At 70.4% G+C, this 18,101-nt stretch carries 13 protein-coding genes; 4 read left to right on the top strand and 9 right to left on the bottom strand.

What is annotated here, in order from left to right:
• Positions 1-132: 132 nt before the first annotated feature.
• The 9 genes from Q1K70_RS11920 to Q1K70_RS11880 all read right to left on the bottom strand — a co-directional run bounded on the left by Q1K70_RS11920 (position 133) and on the right by Q1K70_RS11880 (position 14,933).
• Positions 133-1,134, bottom strand: a complete 1,002-nt coding sequence (locus tag Q1K70_RS11920) for a hypothetical protein (protein WP_300159709.1) — start codon at positions 1,132-1,134, stop codon at positions 133-135.
• A gap of 9 nt (positions 1,135-1,143) precedes the next feature.
• Positions 1,144-1,377: a hypothetical protein gene (locus tag Q1K70_RS11915; protein WP_300159707.1), complete on the bottom strand. Its 234-nt coding sequence runs from the start codon at positions 1,375-1,377 to the stop codon at positions 1,144-1,146.
• A gap of 447 nt (positions 1,378-1,824) precedes the next feature.
• The gene (gene aroC, locus Q1K70_RS11910; RefSeq protein ID WP_300159704.1) at positions 1,825-2,880 is read right to left on the bottom strand and encodes a chorismate synthase; all 1,056 of its coding nucleotides are present in this window, start codon (positions 2,878-2,880) and stop codon (positions 1,825-1,827) included.
• Positions 2,881-2,898: 18 nt separating this feature from the next.
• Positions 2,899-4,017, bottom strand: a complete 1,119-nt coding sequence (locus Q1K70_RS11905) for a DegT/DnrJ/EryC1/StrS family aminotransferase (protein ID WP_300159701.1) — start codon at positions 4,015-4,017, stop codon at positions 2,899-2,901.
• Positions 4,007-5,266, bottom strand: a complete 1,260-nt coding sequence (locus Q1K70_RS11900; protein ID WP_300159698.1) for an oligosaccharide flippase family protein — start codon at positions 5,264-5,266, stop codon at positions 4,007-4,009. The genes Q1K70_RS11905 and Q1K70_RS11900 overlap by 11 nt, the downstream gene beginning before the upstream one ends.
• Positions 5,263-8,151 carry a hypothetical protein gene (locus Q1K70_RS11895; RefSeq protein ID WP_300159695.1) on the bottom strand — a complete coding sequence of 963 codons (2,889 nt, stop codon included), beginning with the start codon at positions 8,149-8,151 and terminating at the stop codon, positions 5,263-5,265. The genes Q1K70_RS11900 and Q1K70_RS11895 overlap by 4 nt, the downstream gene beginning before the upstream one ends.
• 49 nt (positions 8,152-8,200) lie before the next feature.
• Entirely contained in the window at positions 8,201-10,741 is a 2,541-nt protein-coding gene (locus Q1K70_RS11890; RefSeq protein ID WP_300159692.1) for a DUF2079 domain-containing protein, read from the bottom strand.
• On the bottom strand, positions 10,734-13,589 hold the full coding sequence (locus tag Q1K70_RS11885) for a hypothetical protein (RefSeq protein ID WP_300159689.1): 2,856 nt from the start codon (positions 13,587-13,589) through the stop codon (positions 10,734-10,736). Before Q1K70_RS11885 ends, Q1K70_RS11890 begins: the two co-directional genes overlap by 8 nt.
• A gap of 153 nt (positions 13,590-13,742) precedes the next feature.
• Positions 13,743-14,933, bottom strand: coding sequence for a glycosyltransferase (locus tag Q1K70_RS11880; protein WP_300159686.1), 1,191 nt, complete (start codon positions 14,931-14,933; stop codon positions 13,743-13,745).
• 169 nt (positions 14,934-15,102) lie between these two features.
• On the opposite strand from Q1K70_RS11880, the gene amrB reads away from it, so the two are divergent.
• From amrB to Q1K70_RS11860, 4 genes are all read left to right on the top strand, one after another.
• Positions 15,103-16,314 (top strand): AmmeMemoRadiSam system protein B, encoded by a 1,212-nt coding sequence (gene amrB / locus Q1K70_RS11875; protein ID WP_300159683.1) that lies wholly within the window; start codon positions 15,103-15,105, stop codon positions 16,312-16,314.
• Positions 16,311-17,408, top strand: a complete 1,098-nt coding sequence (locus tag Q1K70_RS11870; RefSeq protein ID WP_300159681.1) for an SPASM domain-containing protein — start codon at positions 16,311-16,313, stop codon at positions 17,406-17,408. The genes amrB and Q1K70_RS11870 overlap by 4 nt, the downstream gene beginning before the upstream one ends.
• 95 nt (positions 17,409-17,503) lie before the next feature.
• A complete protein-coding gene (locus Q1K70_RS11865) occupies positions 17,504-17,761 on the top strand; it encodes a hypothetical protein (RefSeq protein WP_300159678.1) in 258 nt (85 codons plus the stop codon).
• Positions 17,762-17,880: 119 nt separating this feature from the next.
• The coding region (locus Q1K70_RS11860; RefSeq protein ID WP_300159675.1) for a hypothetical protein at positions 17,881-18,101 on the top strand (221 nt) is incomplete at its 3' end.

The raw sequence follows: 18,101 nt of genomic DNA, 5'->3' as shown, positions 1-18,101 counted from the left end.
CATGCCCGGGGTCGCCCCGACGCCGCGGAAACGTCGGTCCGCCTTCCGGTGAGCGGCGGCGGCTCCGGGCGGTGCGTCTGCAACGGTTCCGGCGGCCGAGGCGCCGGCCGGCCCGTCGTTTGGAGGCGTCCTCTAGACGTCCATGATCTCCAGGTAGACCAGGGTCTGGTTGAGCAGCTGGTAGGCGATTTCGCCGAAGGTCACCGGCCCGGTAAAGGGTTCGGTCTTCTTGCCTTCCAGTTCGGAGTAGAGATAGTTGAGGATGCAGTTGCAAGAGAAGGCCACCCGGCTGGATTCGATCGAGCATTCCTTGCAGAGGCGGTCGTTGAAGACCTTGACGTAGTCGGCCACGGGGCGGGCGTGCTTGTAGCGGATGCCCGAGAAGACCGGGGCGTAGAACTTCACCTGGCCTTCGACCTCGTCCACGTCCTGGAAGCTGATGTTGACCATGGCGCCGTAGTAGTCGGCGACCAGGGGCAGCTTGGTGTCCAGCTTGTTTTTCACGATGTAGGCGGCGAAATTGCGCTTCTCGCCGTTGACCATGACGTCCTTGGCGGCGAAGCCGTCGGCGTTGAAGGTCAGGATGTCGCCGTCGCCCTGCTCGAAGAGGTTGACGATGCCGATCTCGGCCACCTTGCCTTCGGGGAGCTGGGCCTGGAGCACCAGGGCGCCTTCCTCGAACATGTCGCCGGTCTGGCCGTTGACCACCTTGGGCGTCTTCTTGCCGAGGTCGCTCAGATGTACGCCGGCGACCCAGCCAATGAGGGGCCGGACTCCGAAATCCTTGTAGTTCGGGCCGTTGAGCGCGAAGGACATGTGGGTTTTGCTGGCGGCCGGAATGATGATGAAGCTGAACCCGTGTTTGGGGCCTTCGGCGTAGACGCGGGCCAGGCTGTTGTCGTCGTAGGCGACGATGTCGACAGCGGCCACGATGTCGGTGATGTCCGTGGCGCAGATCATTTCGCGGCTGACCATGCCGCCCTTGTCGGCGGAAATGAAGTAAGGAATGGTGCCGCCGATCCAGTCGCCCTTGGGCAACTGGCGCAAGGCGTCCTCGTCGCCGGCCAGAAGGAGCTTGCGTCCCGACTCGATCAGCTGCTTGACGTCCGATACGCTGGAAATGGTCTGTCGCATTTCGCCCTCCTAGCCGAAAATTGTTTTCAGATCATCCTGAACGCTGGGCATGTTCACGTTGTTGGCAAAAATCGCATACAACTGGTCGACGCTGGCGTTGATATTGTCGGCCGACGGGTCTTCCTTCACCGCCCTGGTCAGTCGGCCAAGCAGGATCTTTGCGGCAAGAAACTTGAGCTGATACGTCTTTTTTCCGGTCACGATGTCTTGCCAGGCCTTATTGCTCTTGCTGGGTACATCCATTTTCGCCTCCTTCGTTCTGCGGCAACGCGATCTCGCCTCGACAAGCTACCCGCTCATGTACGGCCAACCCACGACGGCCGTCCTCGACCTGGACCCGCAAGCGGATCCTGAAGAATGCACTGGGGGATATTGACCGCTCAAGAAAGCAAGGATCGCACCACGAAAAAAAACCCAAGAAAACCGATGGTTATTTCAATCTTACGGAAAGGAGGCGAGAAATTCAAGCCAAAATCGCACGATGAGCGACTGTCCAACCGCTTCGCCGGGTTGGAAAGCAATAAAACAACAAACTAATTCAGCATATTATCATAAATGGGGAGAATTGGGGCAACAGATGTCCCGCCCGGGTCAAAAAGTAACAGCCTGTCCGTAAAATGGACACGCGGCTGGCACGGGAACTTTTTCTCCCGTGCCGCCGCGTGGATGCGGGTACGAAAGGAGGCGATCCTAGGGCCGGATGCGGCGCTGGAGCAAGACCATGTCGGCCAGGGTCAAAAGGACCATGGCCTTAAGGACCGGCACCACGCGCGGGATGGCGCTGCGGTCGTGGCGGCCGCCCACCACGATCTGGGCCGGATTGCCGGACGTGTCCGTGGTGCGCTGGGGCACGGCGATGGAGGGGATGGGCTTGACCGCCGCCCGGGCGATCACGGGCTGGCCGCTCGAGACGCCGCCGAGAATGCCGCCGGCGTTGTTGGACTCGGGCGGGTTGACGATGGGGTCGTTGTTGGTGGAGCCGGTCAGGCGCGCGGCGGCGAAGCCGGCCCCGATCTCCACGCCTTTGACCGCGCCCACGCCCATGAGCGCGTACGCGAGCCTGGCGTCGAGCTTGTCGAAGACCGGTTCGCCAAGGCCCGCCGGAACGCCCGTGGCCGCGATCTCCACCACGCCGCCCAGGCTGTCGCCCGAGGCCATGGCTTCCCTGGCCCGGGCTTCCCAGACCGGGACCACGTCCGGGTCGGCGGCGCAAAACGGCCGGTCGGCCGCGGCGGCGACGTCCTTCACGGCGCAGGCGATGCCGCCGAATTCCACCGTATAGGCCAGTACCTCGACGCCAAGGGGCGCGAGCATGGCTCCGGCCACGGCCCCGCCCGCGACCCGGGCGGCCGTCTCCCGGGCCGAGGCCCGCCCTCCCCCCCGGTAGTCGCGCCGGCCGTACTTGGAAAGGTAGGTGCCGTCGGCGTGCCCCGGGCGCAGCAGATTTTTCGCCGCTTCGTAGTCCCTGGAACGCTGGTCGGTGTTTTCGATGACGAAGCCGATGGGCGTGCCCGTGGTTGCGCCCTCGAACACGCCCGAGAGCAGACGCACGGCGTCGGGCTCCTTGCGGGCCGTGCCCGTGAGCCCGCCGGAACCGGGGCGGCGGCGGTCCAGTTCGCGCTGGATCACGGCCTCGCTGAGCGCCACCCCGGGCGGGCAGCCGTCCACGACCCCGCCCAGGGCCGGCCCGTGGGACTCGCCGTAGGTGGTCAGGCGAAACAGGACGCCGAAGGTGTTCCCGCTCATGGCTCCTCCCGCAAAAGGCTACCTGGCCACGTCGCGCACGGTCTCGATGACGTAGTCGATCTGCGCGTCGGTCAGTTTCGGGTACAGGGGCAGGGTGATGGTCGAGCGCCCGATGCGGTCGGCCTCGGGGAAGTCCTCGGGCGCATGTCCCAGGGCGTCGCGCAGGAAGGAAAGCGTGTGGATGGCCCGGTAGTTGACGGCCACGGCCACGCCCCGCTCCTTGAGCGTGTGCAGGATGGCGTCGCGGCGCTCGGGGTCCACCCACAGGGTGTAGAGGTGGTGGGCGGACACGCCCGGGGCGCGCGGCCGCACGATGCCCGGCGCGCCGGCGAAGCCGGCGTCGTAGCGGGCCACGATCTCCTGGCGGCGGGCGTGCAGGCCGTCCAGCCGGTCGAGCTGGTCCACGAGCAGGGCGGCCCGGATGTCGTCGAGGTTGTACTTCCAGCCCTCGGCCACCATGTCCCAGTGCTCGTACTTGCCGTGGTAGCGGCCCGAGGCGTTCTTGCTCATGCCGTGGTTGGCCAACTGACGCGAGAGCCGGGCCAGCTCCTCGTCGTGGCAGGCGATGGCCCCGCCCTCGCCGCAGGTGAGGTTTTTGGTGGCGTAGAAGCTGTAGCAGGCAGCGGCGGACAGCTCGCCCGGGCGCACGCCGTCGCGGGAGCACTCGATGGCGTGGGCGCAGTCCTCGACGATGAAGAGCCCGTGCTTTTCGGCGACGGCGGACAGGGCCCGCATGTCGCACATGGCCCCGTAGAGGTGCACGGGCAGGATGCCCTTGGTGCGCGGCGTCACGGCCGCCTCCACCCTGGCCGCATCGAGAAGCCCGGTGTCCGGCTCCACGTCCACGTACACGGGCCTGGCCCCGCAGTGCATGATGACCGTGGAGGTGGCGATAAACGTCATGGGCGTGGTGATGACCTCGTCCCCGGGAGCCAGGCCAAGGGCCAGCAGGGCCAGATGCATGGCCCCGGAGCAGGAGGACAGGCCCACCACGTGGGGGATGCCGGTGTAGGCCGCGAACTTGGATTCGAACTTCGCGCCCACCGGGCCCGAGGTCAGGAAGACGGAACGCAACACGGACAGGACGTTGTCCAGGTCCTTGTCGTCGAGGCTGTGACGGTAGAACTCAACCTGCATGGGAGACTTCCTTGTTTTTTCGGGCCCGCACGCGAAGGAGCAGCCAGCACAGCGAGCCCAGGAGCATGACGGCGATGCCGGAAAAAAGCAGCCAGGCCACGGTCATGGGGGTGTCGTGGTAAAAGGCGACAAGGCCGAGGAAAAGCCCCACCCCGGCCACCTGGAACCAGACGAAGCCGAATTCCGAGCGGGCCTGGAAATAGACGAAAAGGATGTTGGCCACGGCGAGCAGGGCCATGGCGGAACTGATGACGGTGAGAAGCGGCCCGGCGGCGACGTAGTTCGCGCCGAAGAGGATTTTCACCACGAACGAGGAGGCCACCAGGCAGAAAAGCGCGAACCCGCCGCCGAGCACGGCCGTCAGTCCCATGGAGGTCCAAAGCGACGACAGGTCGTTGCGGCCGGTCTCCTTGGCCGAGGCCGCCTCGGTGAAAAGCACGCTCATGAGCACCGACGGCAGATAGAAGGCGATGCGCCCGAGGATGGCCGCCGTGGCGTAGAGCCCCGCGCCCTCGGCGTCGCAGTAGTGGCGCACGAGCACGAGGTCCAGGTTGCCGAGGATCATGACGATGACCGAGGAGACGAGCATGCCCACGGAATAGGCTCCGACCTCCTTGAAAAGCCCCTTGGGCAGGGGCGCGCCGGGCAGGCGGAAGACGTCGCGCAAAAAGAGGCAGTTGACGGCGATGGCCGCGCCGATGCCGGCCAGGCTCGCCAGCAGCGCGCCGTTGATGCCCCAGGACAGCGCCATGACGAAGGCCAGCGCGCCGAGCAGGCGGAACAGGGCGTTGGAAGCCCCGGCGATGCCGTAGCCCGTGAAGCGCTGCAAGCCCTGCAGCATGCCCCAGGGCACGGGCAGCACGAAGGAGCCGGCCATGACCCCGAGCATGAGCAGCACGGGCGTGGCCGATTCGATGTGCAGAAACGACTGCAGCAGCGGCAGGCAGGCCGCGCCGATGCCGTAGGCCACGGCGGCGAGCAGCGCGGCGTAGAGCCCGGCCCGGGAGAGCAGCGAGCGCACGAGGCCCATGTCGGAAATGGCGAAGCGGGCCGTGAACCGGGCCATGACCAGGGGCACGATGGCCAGGGGCGCGGCGAAGATGACCATGGTGGAATTGAGCGCGTTGAACCCGCCGAAATCGGCCGGGCTCATGGACCGGCCCACCACCAACTGGAACAGGTAGTTGAAGAGGTTGCCGGAGTTGAGCAGGAAAAGGATGACGATGTTCTGCCTGAGGAAGCGTTTCACGCGTGCACGTCCTTCACGGGCGTCTCCGGGGCGCGCCCCGGGTCGGGGGGCGTCTCCCGGGCGGCGGGGGCTTCCCGACCGGGGACGGCTTGGAGGTAGAGTCCGGCCAGGAAACAGTAGAGCCCGGCCTGGACGAGAAATTCCGAAACCCGGGCCAGGGTCGCGCCGCGAAGGCCGGCGGCCAGGACCAGGGACAGGGCGAAACCGGCGAAGTAGAGGCGGCCCGGCCCGCCGGCCAGCCAGCGGCCAAGAGCCGGGAGTCGACGGGCCGCGCGCGCGGCCGCCTCCGGCGCGACGACACGCCATACCGGAACCAGGGAGGCGGCGGCAAGCCCCAGCGCGACCCGGCCGGACACGGCCCCGAGCAGCAGCCCGGAAGCGGCAAGGGACAGGCAGACGCCAAGGCCCCAGGCCAGCTGCCGCCCGGCCCCGGGGCCGGGCGACGGAGAGGCGGCCAGCCAGGCGGCCGGCCGGCGCACCACGGCCGCAAGCCGCTCCCGGCCGGCCAAGCGCAGGCCGAGCCCAAGCGCCGCGAGGGCGGCCAAGGCGAAAAGCGCGCGCGACAGCGTGCCCGGCCCGCCCGAGCCTCCCCCGGCGCGGGGCGCGGCGGCGAAGCGGGAAAGATCGACGCCGCTGTCCGTCTCGAAACACAGGGCGGACACGCCGTACCAGGGATGGGCGAAAAAGCGGGCCGTGGCCCCCTTGGCCGCCAGGGAAGCCGCGCCCAGAGCCAGCCAGTCGTCGGCCTCGTGGATGCGCCGGGCCGCCTCGCCGGACACCTCGCCCGGGGCGTAGGGCCGGCCGTCCAGGGCGGCCAGGGGCGCGACGGCGAAGAAATCCTTCCAGCCGGCCGCAACCTGGCCGGAAAAGGCCGCCTCCATAAGCTCCAGTGCGCCCGGGGCCTGGTTGCCGACGCCCGTGACGGCCAGGGTCGCCGAGCCGCCTTCCCCGGCCAGCCGGCCGGCGACGAGGCCCGAGCGGGTGTCAGGCACGGCCGGATCGCCGCCGTCCACGGAAACGGCCGCCGGGTCGCCGACCAGGGCGTAGGCGGCGGTCAGCCACGAGAAACGGCCGAAGGGCGTGACCGGCGCGGCGGCGTAGGCTTGCGGCCCGGTCTTGGCGAGGGTCGCGGCCGTTGTCACGGGCCAGGGCAGCCGGGCCTCGTAGAGGCCTTCGTGGGGCGTTTGCCGCGGCACGGACACAAGCTCCGCCCGGGTCAGCGGCAGGGAGAACTCCCGGCCGGTGAAGCGAAAGCGCAGCACGGCCCCGGCCACGGAAGCCGGCAGGTCGGGCAGGGGCGTGGGCGCGCCCGGGCGCACGGCGTAGGTCCTGGCCGCGCCGCCGCCGGCCGGGGAGACGTCCAGAGTCACGGCGGCAAGCCCCGGGGCGGAGCCGATGTCCAGGCGGAAGAAATAGGCGTTTTGCGGCGACGGGACAAAGGACGCCGCGACCGGCACGGCGAGCTCCCCGGCCCGGCCCTCAACCACCAGGCCGCGCGGCGCGCGGTAGAGCCGCACCCCGCCCTCGGCCCGAAAGAGGCCGGCTCCGCCGGACAAGAAGACCGGCGCGGCCTCGCCCCCCTCCCCGGCCCGGGTGCGGCTGGCCGGCTCGAAGGGCGAGGACAGGCTCCAAAGGGAAACGACGCTGACGCCGCCGTCGGGGCGGTCGATGTCCGGGGCCGCGCCGAGCCCGGCCGCCAGCTCGTCGGCGGCGGCCAGGAAGGCCGGGGTGTCGCGGCGCGGCGAGACCAGGGCCAGGGCGGCGGCCTCCAGGCTCCCGCCGCCGGGCAGGCCCGGGGCCATGGGCGTCAGGCGCAGGGAAGCCGTGGCCGTGGCGTTTCCCACAGCCGCGGCGGCCGGAGCGATGTTGACGAACACGCGCCGGGCTCCGGCGAAGGGCTCGCGCACCCGGGTCGGCAGCCGGCCGGGCAGGCCATTTTCCGCTGCCCAGGCCGGGTCCAGGCCCGAGGGCACGAAGGCCAGGCACTCCACCACCCGCTCGCGGGCCACCTCGGCCTCGCCCTGGCGGAAGAACATCAGGCTTATTTCCTTGAGCCTGGCGCTTTTGATCCCCGGATAGCGGGCGCGCAGATAGCGGCCCACGTAGACGCGCAGCACGGTGCGGCCGTCGGGCAGCTCGAAGGTGCGTTTGGCCAGGGCGTACCAGTCGAGGACCGTGCGCTGCCTGGGATGGGACGGGTCCAGGGCGGCCACGAGGTTGACCTGCACCGGGGCCGGCCGGCGAAGGAGCAGGTCCACCGCGCCGATGTCCAGCAGGTCGCGGTCGAAGCGGCGCTGGAGAAAGGTGGACGGGCCGTCCTCGGCCGTGCGCCAGACGTCGTCGTGGGGGAGGTCGAGGAGGCGGCGCAACAGGTAGAGCGGCGTCTTCTCGGCCCACTGCGCCCGGGCCACGGCGACCGAGGCCTCCCCGGCGGCGATGGTCTCCAGATAGGCCGCGCCCAGGCGCTCCACGCACTCCAGAGGGTCGCTCGCGAAGGTCCGGCCGTTAGGGGCGCGCACGAGCAGGGCGGCCAGGGTGGGGTTGTCCGGGTCGACGTCGCGCACGTCCAGGGCGACTTCGTTGTAGCGGCCGAAGGCGATGTCACGACCGCCCTGGGCCGTGGCCAGGGACAGCCCGCCGTCAAGACCCTGGGCCGAGGCCAGGGGGGTCGTCTCGAGGACTCGGGAATACTTGACCTTTTTCGTAAAGAGCTTGACGCGAAGGAGCCCGTCGACCGGGCCGGAATCGGCGAAGAGCCCGTCGGGCAGGCGCACCGGGGCGCGCTCGGGCTTGGGGTCGAGGTTCACGGCGCCGGCCGGCCCGGCGCAGCAAAGCAGGACGCACAGCGCGGCGACGGCCCAGAAGCGGCCCCCATGACGCGGCATTCCCAGGATTCGCCCGGCTGTGCCCCGCAAACGCGGCCCAAACGCCGGCCTAGGGCGTGGGCGCACGCTCGCCTCCGTCCGCCGGAGAGGGAATCTCGATGGTGTCCCTGGACCGTCGCGACCGGCGCTCGGGCTTGGGCGCGGGCTGAGCCGGGGCGTCGCCGGAAGGCGCGACGGACGGGCCGGCCTCCGGGCCGGCCGGGACCTCCACGGGGGCCTCGCGACGCCGGGAGCGTCGTTCCTTTTTGGGCGGCGTCTCGCCGACCGGAGCCTGGCCTTCAGGCGCGGTCACGGCCGCGCCGTCGGCCGGGGGAGCGACCTCCACGGGCTGCGCCGCCTGCCGCCTGGGCCGGCGTTCCCTTTTGGGCGCGGTCTCGGGGGCCGGGACTTCAGTCTGTCCCTCGGGCGCGGCCTGGACGCCGGCATCGGGCGCGGCCGGCGTCGCGGCCGGGGTTTGCTGCCGCCTTGCGCGGCGCTCCCGCTTGGGCGCGGCCTCGGGGGCCGGCACGTCGGCCTGGCCTTCGGGCACAGCCTGAATACCGGCGTCCGGCCCGGCCGGGGTTTCGGCCGGGGCCTCGTGACGGCGCGGGCGACGCTCCTTTTTGGGCGCGGACGGCTCCTCGGGCGCGGCGGCGTCGGGCGTCGGGCCGCCTTCCACGGCCGGGGCCGTCGGAGGCATGGGCTTGGCCTTCTTGCCGGGGTAGTTGCCGGGGAAGCGGTCGAGCACCTCGACCTCGATGTCCTCCGTGCCCGGGGCCGGCGGCGTCTGGACGGCCGGAACCCCCGAAGCCGGCGGCACGGCCTGGGGCGCGCCCGGGACGGGAGCGCCGCCCGGCTGCGTCGGCTGGCCGCCCGGCTGCGTCGGCTGGCCGCCCGGCGCGACGGGGGCGACAGACGTGCCGGGACTGGCGGGAATCGTCGGCACAGCGCCCGGTTCGCCGGGCGAAGCCTGTTGCGCCGGCTGGGTCGCGCCCTCGGGCGCTGGCTGGACGGCCGGCGCGGGCGCGACGGGTTGCGGCCGGCGCAGGATGAGCAGGCCGCCCGCGTCGTGCACGGTTTCCAGCTCCTGGCGGGCGCGGATGACCAGGGTGTTGAACTCCCGGGCCACGTCCTCGTCGCGGCAGGCCCCGTCCACGAATTCGCAGCCCTGGTCCAGGACGAACCAGGGACGGGTCAGGTCCAGGATCACGTACTGGGCCTGCCAGGAGCGCACGGGCAGGTCCGGGGTCCGGCCGGTGCGCACGAAGCGCCAGAAGTCGGCCAGGGTGGCCTTGGAGAGGTCGCGCACGAGATGGGGCTCGAACACGCCCAGGGGAAAGCTGTTGTAGTCCAGGCGCTCGGCCAGGGCCCCCCAGTTGAGGCTGTTTTGCGACACCAGGGCCAGCGCCGGGTCCCGCGGCACGGACTTGAGCATCTCGCCCAGGATGGCGGCGTCGCGGGCCGTGGGCTCGTAGGCCTCGCTGGAAAAGGCGAAGCTGTCCGAGAACCAGAAAAGCCGCGACACCGGCGACGGAGCCAGCATCACGTGCACCAGGCCCAGGGCGGCGAAAAGGGCCGCGCCGAAGCGGCGCACGCCCACCCCGGACTGCCTGGCCAGGATGCGCACCGGGCCGAGCACCTCGCAAAAGGCGAAAAAAAGCGCCCCGGCCGCGCCGGCGGTGTAGTGGTTGGCCCAGCCGTAGTAGTTGGGGTGGGTGGAGAGCAGCGACAAGGCCAGGGCGGGCAGGGCCGGCAGCAGGAGCTTGGGCCGGAAAAGCGGGAAGAACAGCAGCGCCCCGAACAGAAAGCCCAGATACTTCCACTTGCCCGGCACGCCGAAGACCTCGGCCAGGACCGTCAGCGGGTGGGTCAACATGGTGACGACGGCCGCGCCCGGGCCGCCGCCGAGCCAGGCATAGGCCCCACTCTGGGCCCCGAGCCCGCCGTCGGCGGTACAAAAGGGCACGACCCAGGCGGTGGCGACGTAGAAATAAAGGCTCCCCAGCACGACGAGTCCCCAGCCGGCCGCCCTGCGCCCCTGAAAGAGCAGCAGATACGCCCCGCAGCACACCGTGGTCAGGGCATAGGGTTCCTTGACCAGGGCGGGCAGGAGTCCGAGGACGAAGGCCGTGACCGTGCGGCCGGAGGTGGCCGCGGCCAGAAAAGCGAAAAGGATGGGGATAAGCAGGTGGTCGAGATGAAAGTCGAAGAGGCCGTTGGTCCAGACCGGAAAAAAGAGCCCGTAGGCGACGGCGGCCAGCAGCCCGTAGCGCCGCCCGGCCCACAGCGCCGGCAAGGCCAGGACGAAGGCCTGGGCCGTGAGGAGCACCAACGGCGCGGCCTGGTCCGGCACCAGGCGGTAGACCTGGGCGTAGACGGGCAGAAGCGGCTGGGCATGGCCGAGAAAGGCCCGCCACCACTGGCCGAAAGCGTGCAGGGAATAGAGGTTGGACAGGAACACGCCGAGGTCGAAGACCGTGGAATGCAGGGCCAGGTATTTGAGGCAGGCCATCACCGCCAGCACGACGAAAAGCCCGAGGAAGACCGCGCCGCCGAAGCCGCGGTTGTTCGTCCCGACAGGCAGGGTGGCGGGGGCGTGGATGTCAGGCATGGGGCTTCTCCCGGCGCTTGATCGCAAAAGGTCCGACGACGAGGACCGCCAGGCAGGCGGCGTAGGCGGCGGCGCTGCCGGCAAGGCCCATGAGGTACGAGGTTTGGGGCGCAAAGGAAAGCAGCACCTCGAAATCGAGGCCCCCGTCGGGTCGGCGGGCGAAATAGCCCGGCGCGTCGGCCCCGGCCTCGGGCAAAAGGCGCAGGATGGCCGGGTCGAGCCACCAGGCGTTGGCGAAGCCGTAGGCCTCCAGGTGCAGGGCGTCGGGCCAGGCGACGGGACGGCCCTGCCCCGCCCCGGCCACGGCCCAGCCGGCCGGGTCCAGGGGCCGCGTCAGGGTGGACGGGTCCCTGGGCGCGAAGGCGGCCGGGAAAAATCCCTCGGTCAGGCGAGGCCCGGGCAGGTTGTCGTTTTGCACCGACCCGGCGACGCGACGCGACACGAAGCCCACGGCGGCGGCGGTTTCCGTCTCGCCGACGACCGCCCCGCCCGGGCCGTAGGCGAAGACCCGGCGGGTTTTCGGGTCGCCGTCGCCCAGGGTCGAGACCTCGCCCCGGGCGAGATAGCCGGCCAGCTCCCCGGCCGTGGCCGCGTCCGGGCCGGCGGCCGGCGAGGGAACGTAGCGCGGCAGCAGGCGCGCCGCGCCGTTTCCCTCCCCGGTGAGTTCCCCGGCCCGGCGCGGCACGAGGAGCGCCTTCCAGCCGGCGTGGAACGTCTCCTGAAAGACCAGGGGAAAGGCGGCCGTGACCCCGTGGACGCGAAGGCGCACGGACGTGGGGCCCAGGCGGCGAAATTCCAGGCTCGGCGCGGGTATGGCCTCCCGGGGGCGCTCGACGAGGAGCTTGGCGTCGGCGGCCCGGCCGACCAGCAGCCGGCTTTTCTTCGGCCCGTCGCCCATGACGGAGGCGAGAAATTCCAGGAAGACCGGGTCGCGCCCGGCCCGCAGGTAGACCGTGCCCGGGTCGTAGTCCGGCAGGGCCGTTTCCTCGGCCAGGGCGGCCACCACGGGATTGGCCGGCCCGGCCCCGCCCACGGGCTCCACGGCCGCCACCCGGTCGCCCGGGCGCACCAGGGGCAAAAAGGCCTCGTTCTCGTAGACGTCCACGGTGGAAAAAAGCGGCAGCCTGCGCAGCTCGCGCTGCATGGCCAGGTTGGCGTCGAAGACCGGCTTGTAGTCCTTGTAGCCGTCCACCGTGTCCGGGGGCACGTAGGCGGGCTGGAAGTCGTCGTAGGTGTAGGCGTGGGCGTAGTGCGGATAGACCAGGAACCGGCAGGACCCGAGCGCCGCCAGCCGGGCCAGGGTCGTGGTCGGGTGCTCGGCGTAGAGGCCGTTAAATACCGGCTCGGCCAGGGGATGGGTCTTGAAAGCCAGGAAAAAGGGCTTGGGCGAGTAGGCCGAGGTCCACTCGAAGGTGAACTGCGTCTCCCCGGGCCAAGTGATGCCGATGGGCGGCAGGTAGGCCACGCGGAAGGCGTCGGGCCGGTCGCGCAGAAAGGCGTAGACCGAGGCGTCCTCGGGGCCGATGGGCGTCTGCTTGAGGGTCAAGGGCTGGATGTCGCGGTCGGGGTCGAAGGGGCGCGTGAGCCCCCCGGCCAAAAACGGCGAGACGAAAAGAAGCGTCACGGCCAGACTGGCCCACCCGACCAGGCGCGGCCGGCCGGCGGCGGCCAGATCGGCGGCGGCCCGGGCGAAAAGAATGGCGTAGGGCAGCACCACCAGCGGCAGCCAGCGGGTGGTGTTGGAAAAGGCGGCGAACAGGATGGGCAGGGTCTTTTTGAGCCCCAACTGGTAGAAGGCCATGCCGGGCAGGGTGCGCGAGCCGGAAACGAGCAGCACGCCGACCACGGCCGTGACGAAAAGGGCCGTGAGCTCGGGATTCTTGCGGGAGCGGAAGGCGTAGGCGAAAACGCACAGGGCCACGGCCACGGCGGCCACGTGCCAGGGCAGGCCCAGGCCGTCGGGGATGGGGTAGACGTATTCCGTGTCCATGCCCGGGCGCAGGCGCAGCAGCGCCGCCGCGTCCACGGGTTGGCTGGTGGATTCGTGGTAGGCCTCGCGCCGGGGAAGCTCGGTGTCCACGGTGACGTCGCCCTCGGCCGAGACGGAAAGCCCCCAGCCGTGGCGGATGGCCCCCTTGCCGAAGTAGTCGCCGACGAAAGGGGCCATGAAATGGATGTTCATGGCCACGGCCACAAGCCCCAGGCCCACGAAGGCGGCGCACAAGGCAAGCCGCCGCCTGCCGCCGCAGCACACGCGCCAGGCGAACGCGATGGTCAGCATGGCCGCCGCGCTCATGCCCACGCCCGGGTGCAGCGAAGTGAGCCCGAGCAGGAAGCCCGTCAGCACCGTGAAATAAAATGCCCCCGGCCGGGAGGCCTCCAGGCGGGCCATGAGGACCTTGGCGGAAAGGACCACCAGGGGCAGCAGGGCATAGCCCGCGAGCATGGGCATGTGGCCGGCCACGATGCGCGACAGGGCGTAGGGCGAGAAGGCGTAGAAGACCGAGGCCAGGCCGGCGTAGAGGGGCGACAGGCCCTGGCGGCGGGCCAGCGGCCACAGGGCCGCGCCGGACAGGAAGGTGAGCGTCAGCGGCAGCCACTTCGAGACGGCCTCGCCGCCGGCCGCGGAAAACGGCCACAGCGCCCACCAGTAGAGCAACTCCAGCTTGAAATAGTGGTAGCGCCCGGTCTCGAAATAGTCGTCCCAGGTGGACAGATGCCGCCAGGCCATGTCGCGGAACTGCTCGGCGAAGGCCGGCACGCCCCAGTCCCAGGTGTGGCCGACCATGCCCGGCCGCGACAGCACCCCGGCGAACGCGACAAGGACCAGGGCCGCCAGCGCGGCCATGGCCCCAAGCCAGACTGCCGTCTTCCGTCCCGTCATCGTGTTCCCGCGCCCCGCTGCTCCCGCATCCGCCTCAATAAAATATGTCGCCGGCCCCGGCCCTCGCGCCGCTCCCGGCTCGCCCCGCCCACCCCTTGCGAGGGGGTCCGGGGGGCATCATGCACCCCGGCGGGGAAGTCCAGAAGGGGCAGAGCCTCTCCTGGCGGCTTCAAAAGACGCGTCGAAGATGGCCGACCAGCGGTAGCGTTCCATGTAGGCCACGGCGGCGCGGCCCATGGCCCGCCAGGCGTCGGGGTTCCCGACCATGGCCGCCACGGCCTCCTCCACGGCGGCGGCCGTGTAGGCGACGACGATGCCCGCGCCTTCGCGGGCCACGTCCTTGGCGATCTCCGGCACGTCGGTGATGATCACGGGCAGGCCGCAGGCCAGGTAGTCCTTGACCCGGCTGGGGTCGGCCCAGCGGGAGAGGTTGTTGTCCGTGGGCCGGTAGAGGGCCAGGCTGACGTCGCAGGCCGGCAGGGTCTCCAGCACCTTGTCGTGGTTCATGACCCCGTGCAGGACGACCGAATCGCCCAGCTCGCGCAGGCGCGGCTCGTAGGGCGCGTAGACCACCCCGTCCTCCACGGCGTTGTTGGGCGTCTTGCCGACGACGTGCAGGCGCAGCTCCGGGAACCGGGCCAGCAGGCGCGGCCAGGCCTCGATGACGCAATCCACGCCCTTGGACGGGCTCAGGGCCCCCAGGAGCACCAGGTCGCGGGGGGCGCGGTCCGACTTGTCGGCCAGAGTGATCTTTTCCAGGTCCACGCCCACGGGCACGAGGATGTTGCGTTCGTCGGGCAGGCCCTGGGAACGGCGCACCTCCACGATGCGCGGCGAGATGTTCCAGGCCGCGTCGCAGTGACGCACGCAGAAGAGGTCCAGGGCGTGGTAGATCCTGTTGAGCAGCGGGTTGGCGAAGCGGCCCGGCATCCAGTCGATGGTGTAGAAGATCACCCGGTCGATGAGGCGGCATTTCTTGAGCGCGATGGCCACCACGGCGTTGAGCGGGTCGCAGGCCACGCAGTCGTTGTAGCGCCCGCCCAGAAGAAAAAAGAAGACCAGCGAGCACAGCACGTCCTTGGCGTAGGTCAGCAGGTTCGGCAGGGCCCAGCCGATGCGCTTCCTGTCCATGGTCAGCCGGCCGGCCACGTACTTGCGGGCCAGGGAGCGGCGGTCGGAACAATAGTGGAAGGGGTGGTAGATCACGCCCAGCACGTCGCTGCGGTGGCGCAGGTAGTTCTCCAGGGCTTCGGACGGGCCGGCCAGATCGGTGATGTGGCTTATAAGGAGTGCTTTGGCAAAGCGCATGGCGTTCCTGTGCGGTCTCTTATGAGGATGGGCCGGCGACGGGGCCGGTCGGGGCTTGAGGTAGCCGTATCGCCCGGGGAAATCAAGGCGGCGCGTAGCGCGCGCCCCATCGGCGTTGCCAAGGGCCGCGCCCTGGGCTAGCCTCGGGAAACTCTCAAAGGAAGCGCGCATGGAACATCCCCGGGCCAGACACGACCTCGAATTCATCCCCTTCGACCACGAAGGCCGGCAAATGATCCTCGTGCGCGACCGGCTGGACCTCGTGCCCTACGGCACGGGCGTGCCGCCGGGACTGCTGCCGGTGCTGGCCCTCATGGACGGGCTGCGCTCCCTGGACGACCTGGCCCGGGAGATCACGGCCCTCCAGGGCGGCCGCCCGGTCTCCCGCGAGGACATCCTGTCGGTCCTGGCGGAGCTGGACCAGGCCGGACTCCTCGACACGGAACGCTACCAGGCCGCCAAGGCGCAGGCCGCGGCGGACTTCGCCGCCAGGGACACGCGCGGGGCCGTGTTCGCCGGCCAGGCCTATCCCGACGCGCCCCAGCTCCTTTCGCCCTACCTCGACGCCGTCCTGGACCTGGCTCCGGCCGGGGCGGCCCTGCCCGCCGGACGGCTCGTGGGCGTCATCGCCCCGCACATCGACCCCGAGGCGGGCAAGGCCGCCTACGCCGCCGCCTACGCCCCCCTGCGCGGGCTCGCCCCCCGCCGGGTCATCGTGCTCGGCGTCGGGCACCAGATCATCCGGGGCCTCTACTCCCTCACGGACAAGGCCTACTCTACGCCGCTCGGCGACGTGCCGGCCGACGCGGCGGCCGTGGACAGGCTGCGCCGGGCCGGCGGCAAGGCGGTCGATCCGAGCGAGCTCCAGCACCGCGACGAGCACTCGCTGGAATTCCAGGCCGTATTCCTGCGCCACGTACTGGGGAACGCGCCCTTCTCCATCGTGCCGATCCTGTGCGGCTCGCCGGTGGGGGCGCTGCCCGCCTTTTCGCGGCAGGCCTTCCTGGACGCGGCCGGCCCGTTCCTCGACGCCCTGCGGGAACTCGCCGCCGCGCCCGACACCCTCGTCGTGGCCGGGGTGGATTTCTGTCACATCGGCCCCAAATTCGGCCACGACAAGCCGGCCGAACTCCTGGAAGAGGCGGCCATGGCCCACGACACGGCCCTGCTCGATGCGCTCTCGCGCGGCGACGCCGAGGCCTTCTTCGCCGAATCGGACCGGGTCGAGGACCGCTACAACGTCTGCGGCCTCACCGCCCTGGCCACCCTGGCCGAGATCCTGCCGCCGTCGGAGCTGACCGTGCTTTGCCGCGACATCATGCGCGAAAAGGAGACCGCCTCGGCCGTGACCTTCGCCGCGGCGGCCGTCACCGCCCGATGATCCGCCCGCCCGTCATCCTGGACTGCCTCCACGTCGAGGCCTCCTCGCGCAGCCGGGCCGAGACCGGCTTCACCATCCGCGCCGGCCACAAGAAGCACTGGCTCGACCACGACCTGCCGCCGGCGCTTTTTCAAAAAGCCCTGAACGACGTAGACGCCGTGGCCGAGGTGCGCTTCCACGGCTGGGGCGACCCCCTGGCCAACCCGGACTTCCTGGAGATGCTCGCCGCCGCCCGCAAAAAAGGCGCGCGCACCGTCCTTTTCACCGACGGCGGCCGGCTGGCCGACGCCCAGGCCAACGCCCTGGTCCGCGACGGCCTGGACGCCGTGGTCTTTCCCCTGGCCGGGCTGTCCGAGGACACCAATTTCCGCCGGCGCGGCACCAGCCTCTACGCCGTGCTGGCCGCCATCGACCGGCTGCACACCGTGCGGGCCGTGCACGAATCCACGCTGCCGGAGATCCGGGTGCGCTACACGCTCACCCGCACCGGCCTGGCCGCCGGCGAGCTGGAACACCTCCCCCGGTTCCTGGAAGGCCTCGGCATCGCCCAGGCCTCGCTTCGCCCCCTCTCCTACGCCACCAGCCCCCAGACCGAATACGACGTCCTGGTGCCCAGGGACCAGGAGAGCTTCGACGCGGTGGCCGAGGCCATGCACCAGGCCGCCCGGGAGGCCGCCGGACTCGGCGTCGCCCTGGACTGCAAGCTGGTCCACGGCGGCGTCAGGCGCTTTCATTGTCCCGACACGCCGGGCGAGAGCCTCTTCCTGGCCGCCGACGGAGCCGTCAGTCCCTGCCCCCTGCGCAACGTCCCCATGCCCGACCCCGCCAGCTACCGCTTCCACGGCCACGACATCCCCTTCCCCCGCGACGTGCGCGGCAACCTCCACGCCGACAGCCTGGCCGCCGTCTGGAACGCGCCCGACTACCGCGACTTCCGCTTCGCCCACGACACCGACGCCGCCCCGGCCGGCTGCGCCGGCTGCTGGCGGTCGTTTCTGGTGAAGGTGGCGGCGGGGAAGGAGCTGGGAAAGGATGCGGAGAGGGACAGGGATGGAGAGAAGAGGGAAGAGGCCTCCGGCGGCCGGGGGGGATGATCCCCCCCGGCCCCCCCCGACGGGGCGGATGGAGGCGTGGAAGGGAACGTCGGGCGGCAGCGGCGAAGCGCCGCATGGGAAGAAGGGGAAAGGCCATGACCAAATCGTATCTGCTCTTCAAGTGCGGCGGCGAAGGACGGATTCCCTTGGTGTTCTTCACCGCCGACGGCGAGACCGAAGCCCGCGAAGCGCCCACCTGGCTCAAACGCAAACACCCCGAACACCAGGGCCTGCGCCTGGAACCCGGGGAGTTCTACGAAATCATCGAAAAAGACCTCTGCGACCCGCAGGAATGGGACGCCGCCCTCGCCTTCCTCGGCAACCCCACCCCCACAACGAACCACAAAAAATGACCCGTTCCCCCCTTGAAAAGTTTTTGGAGAGGGAGGGGGCTCGGGGGAGGGAACCCCTTTTTTCAAAAAGGGGTTCCCTCCCCCCGATTCTTCCTCCTCTTCCTCCCCTGGAGCACGCAATGCGGCAATGTTGGTGTGGTGTGGGCGGGCTTGAGCCCTTCAGCGACGGGTATATGCTGTGTCCGGCCTGCGGCACGTTGGTGTCGCGGGAGGAGCGCGCCGAGGGCTACGGCCGCGACTACTGGTCCGGCCATCCGGAGGCCGACCTGGGCCAGCCGGCCATCGAGGCGCGGGCGCGGCTCGATCTGCCGGAGCGCTGCGTCTACTGGTTGCGGCGGTT

The organism is Solidesulfovibrio sp. (genome assembly GCF_029978005.1).
GTDB lineage: Bacteria > Desulfobacterota > Desulfovibrionia > Desulfovibrionales > Desulfovibrionaceae > Solidesulfovibrio.
This window is presented reverse-complemented; position numbering and strand designations above follow the sequence as displayed.

Coding starts and splice junctions, on each gene's coding strand:
- Q1K70_RS11920 (WP_300159709.1), bottom strand. CDS start 1,134: ATGCGACAGACCATTTCCAGCGTATCGGACGTCAAGCAGCTGATCGAG.
- Q1K70_RS11915 (WP_300159707.1), bottom strand. CDS start 1,377: ATGGATGTACCCAGCAAGAGCAATAAGGCCTGGCAAGACATCGTGACC.
- aroC (WP_300159704.1), bottom strand. CDS start 2,880: ATGAGCGGGAACACCTTCGGCGTCCTGTTTCGCCTGACCACCTACGGC.
- Q1K70_RS11905 (WP_300159701.1), bottom strand. CDS start 4,017: ATGCAGGTTGAGTTCTACCGTCACAGCCTCGACGACAAGGACCTGGAC.
- Q1K70_RS11895 (WP_300159695.1), bottom strand. CDS start 8,151: ATGCCGCGTCATGGGGGCCGCTTCTGGGCCGTCGCCGCGCTGTGCGTC.
- Q1K70_RS11890 (WP_300159692.1), bottom strand. CDS start 10,741: ATGCCTGACATCCACGCCCCCGCCACCCTGCCTGTCGGGACGAACAAC.
- Q1K70_RS11885 (WP_300159689.1), bottom strand. CDS start 13,589: ATGGCCGCGCTGGCGGCCCTGGTCCTTGTCGCGTTCGCCGGGGTGCTG.
- Q1K70_RS11880 (WP_300159686.1), bottom strand. CDS start 14,933: ATGCGCTTTGCCAAAGCACTCCTTATAAGCCACATCACCGATCTGGCC.
- amrB (WP_300159683.1), top strand. CDS start 15,103: ATGGAACATCCCCGGGCCAGACACGACCTCGAATTCATCCCCTTCGAC.
- Q1K70_RS11870 (WP_300159681.1), top strand. CDS start 16,311: ATGATCCGCCCGCCCGTCATCCTGGACTGCCTCCACGTCGAGGCCTCC.
- Q1K70_RS11865 (WP_300159678.1), top strand. CDS start 17,504: ATGACCAAATCGTATCTGCTCTTCAAGTGCGGCGGCGAAGGACGGATT.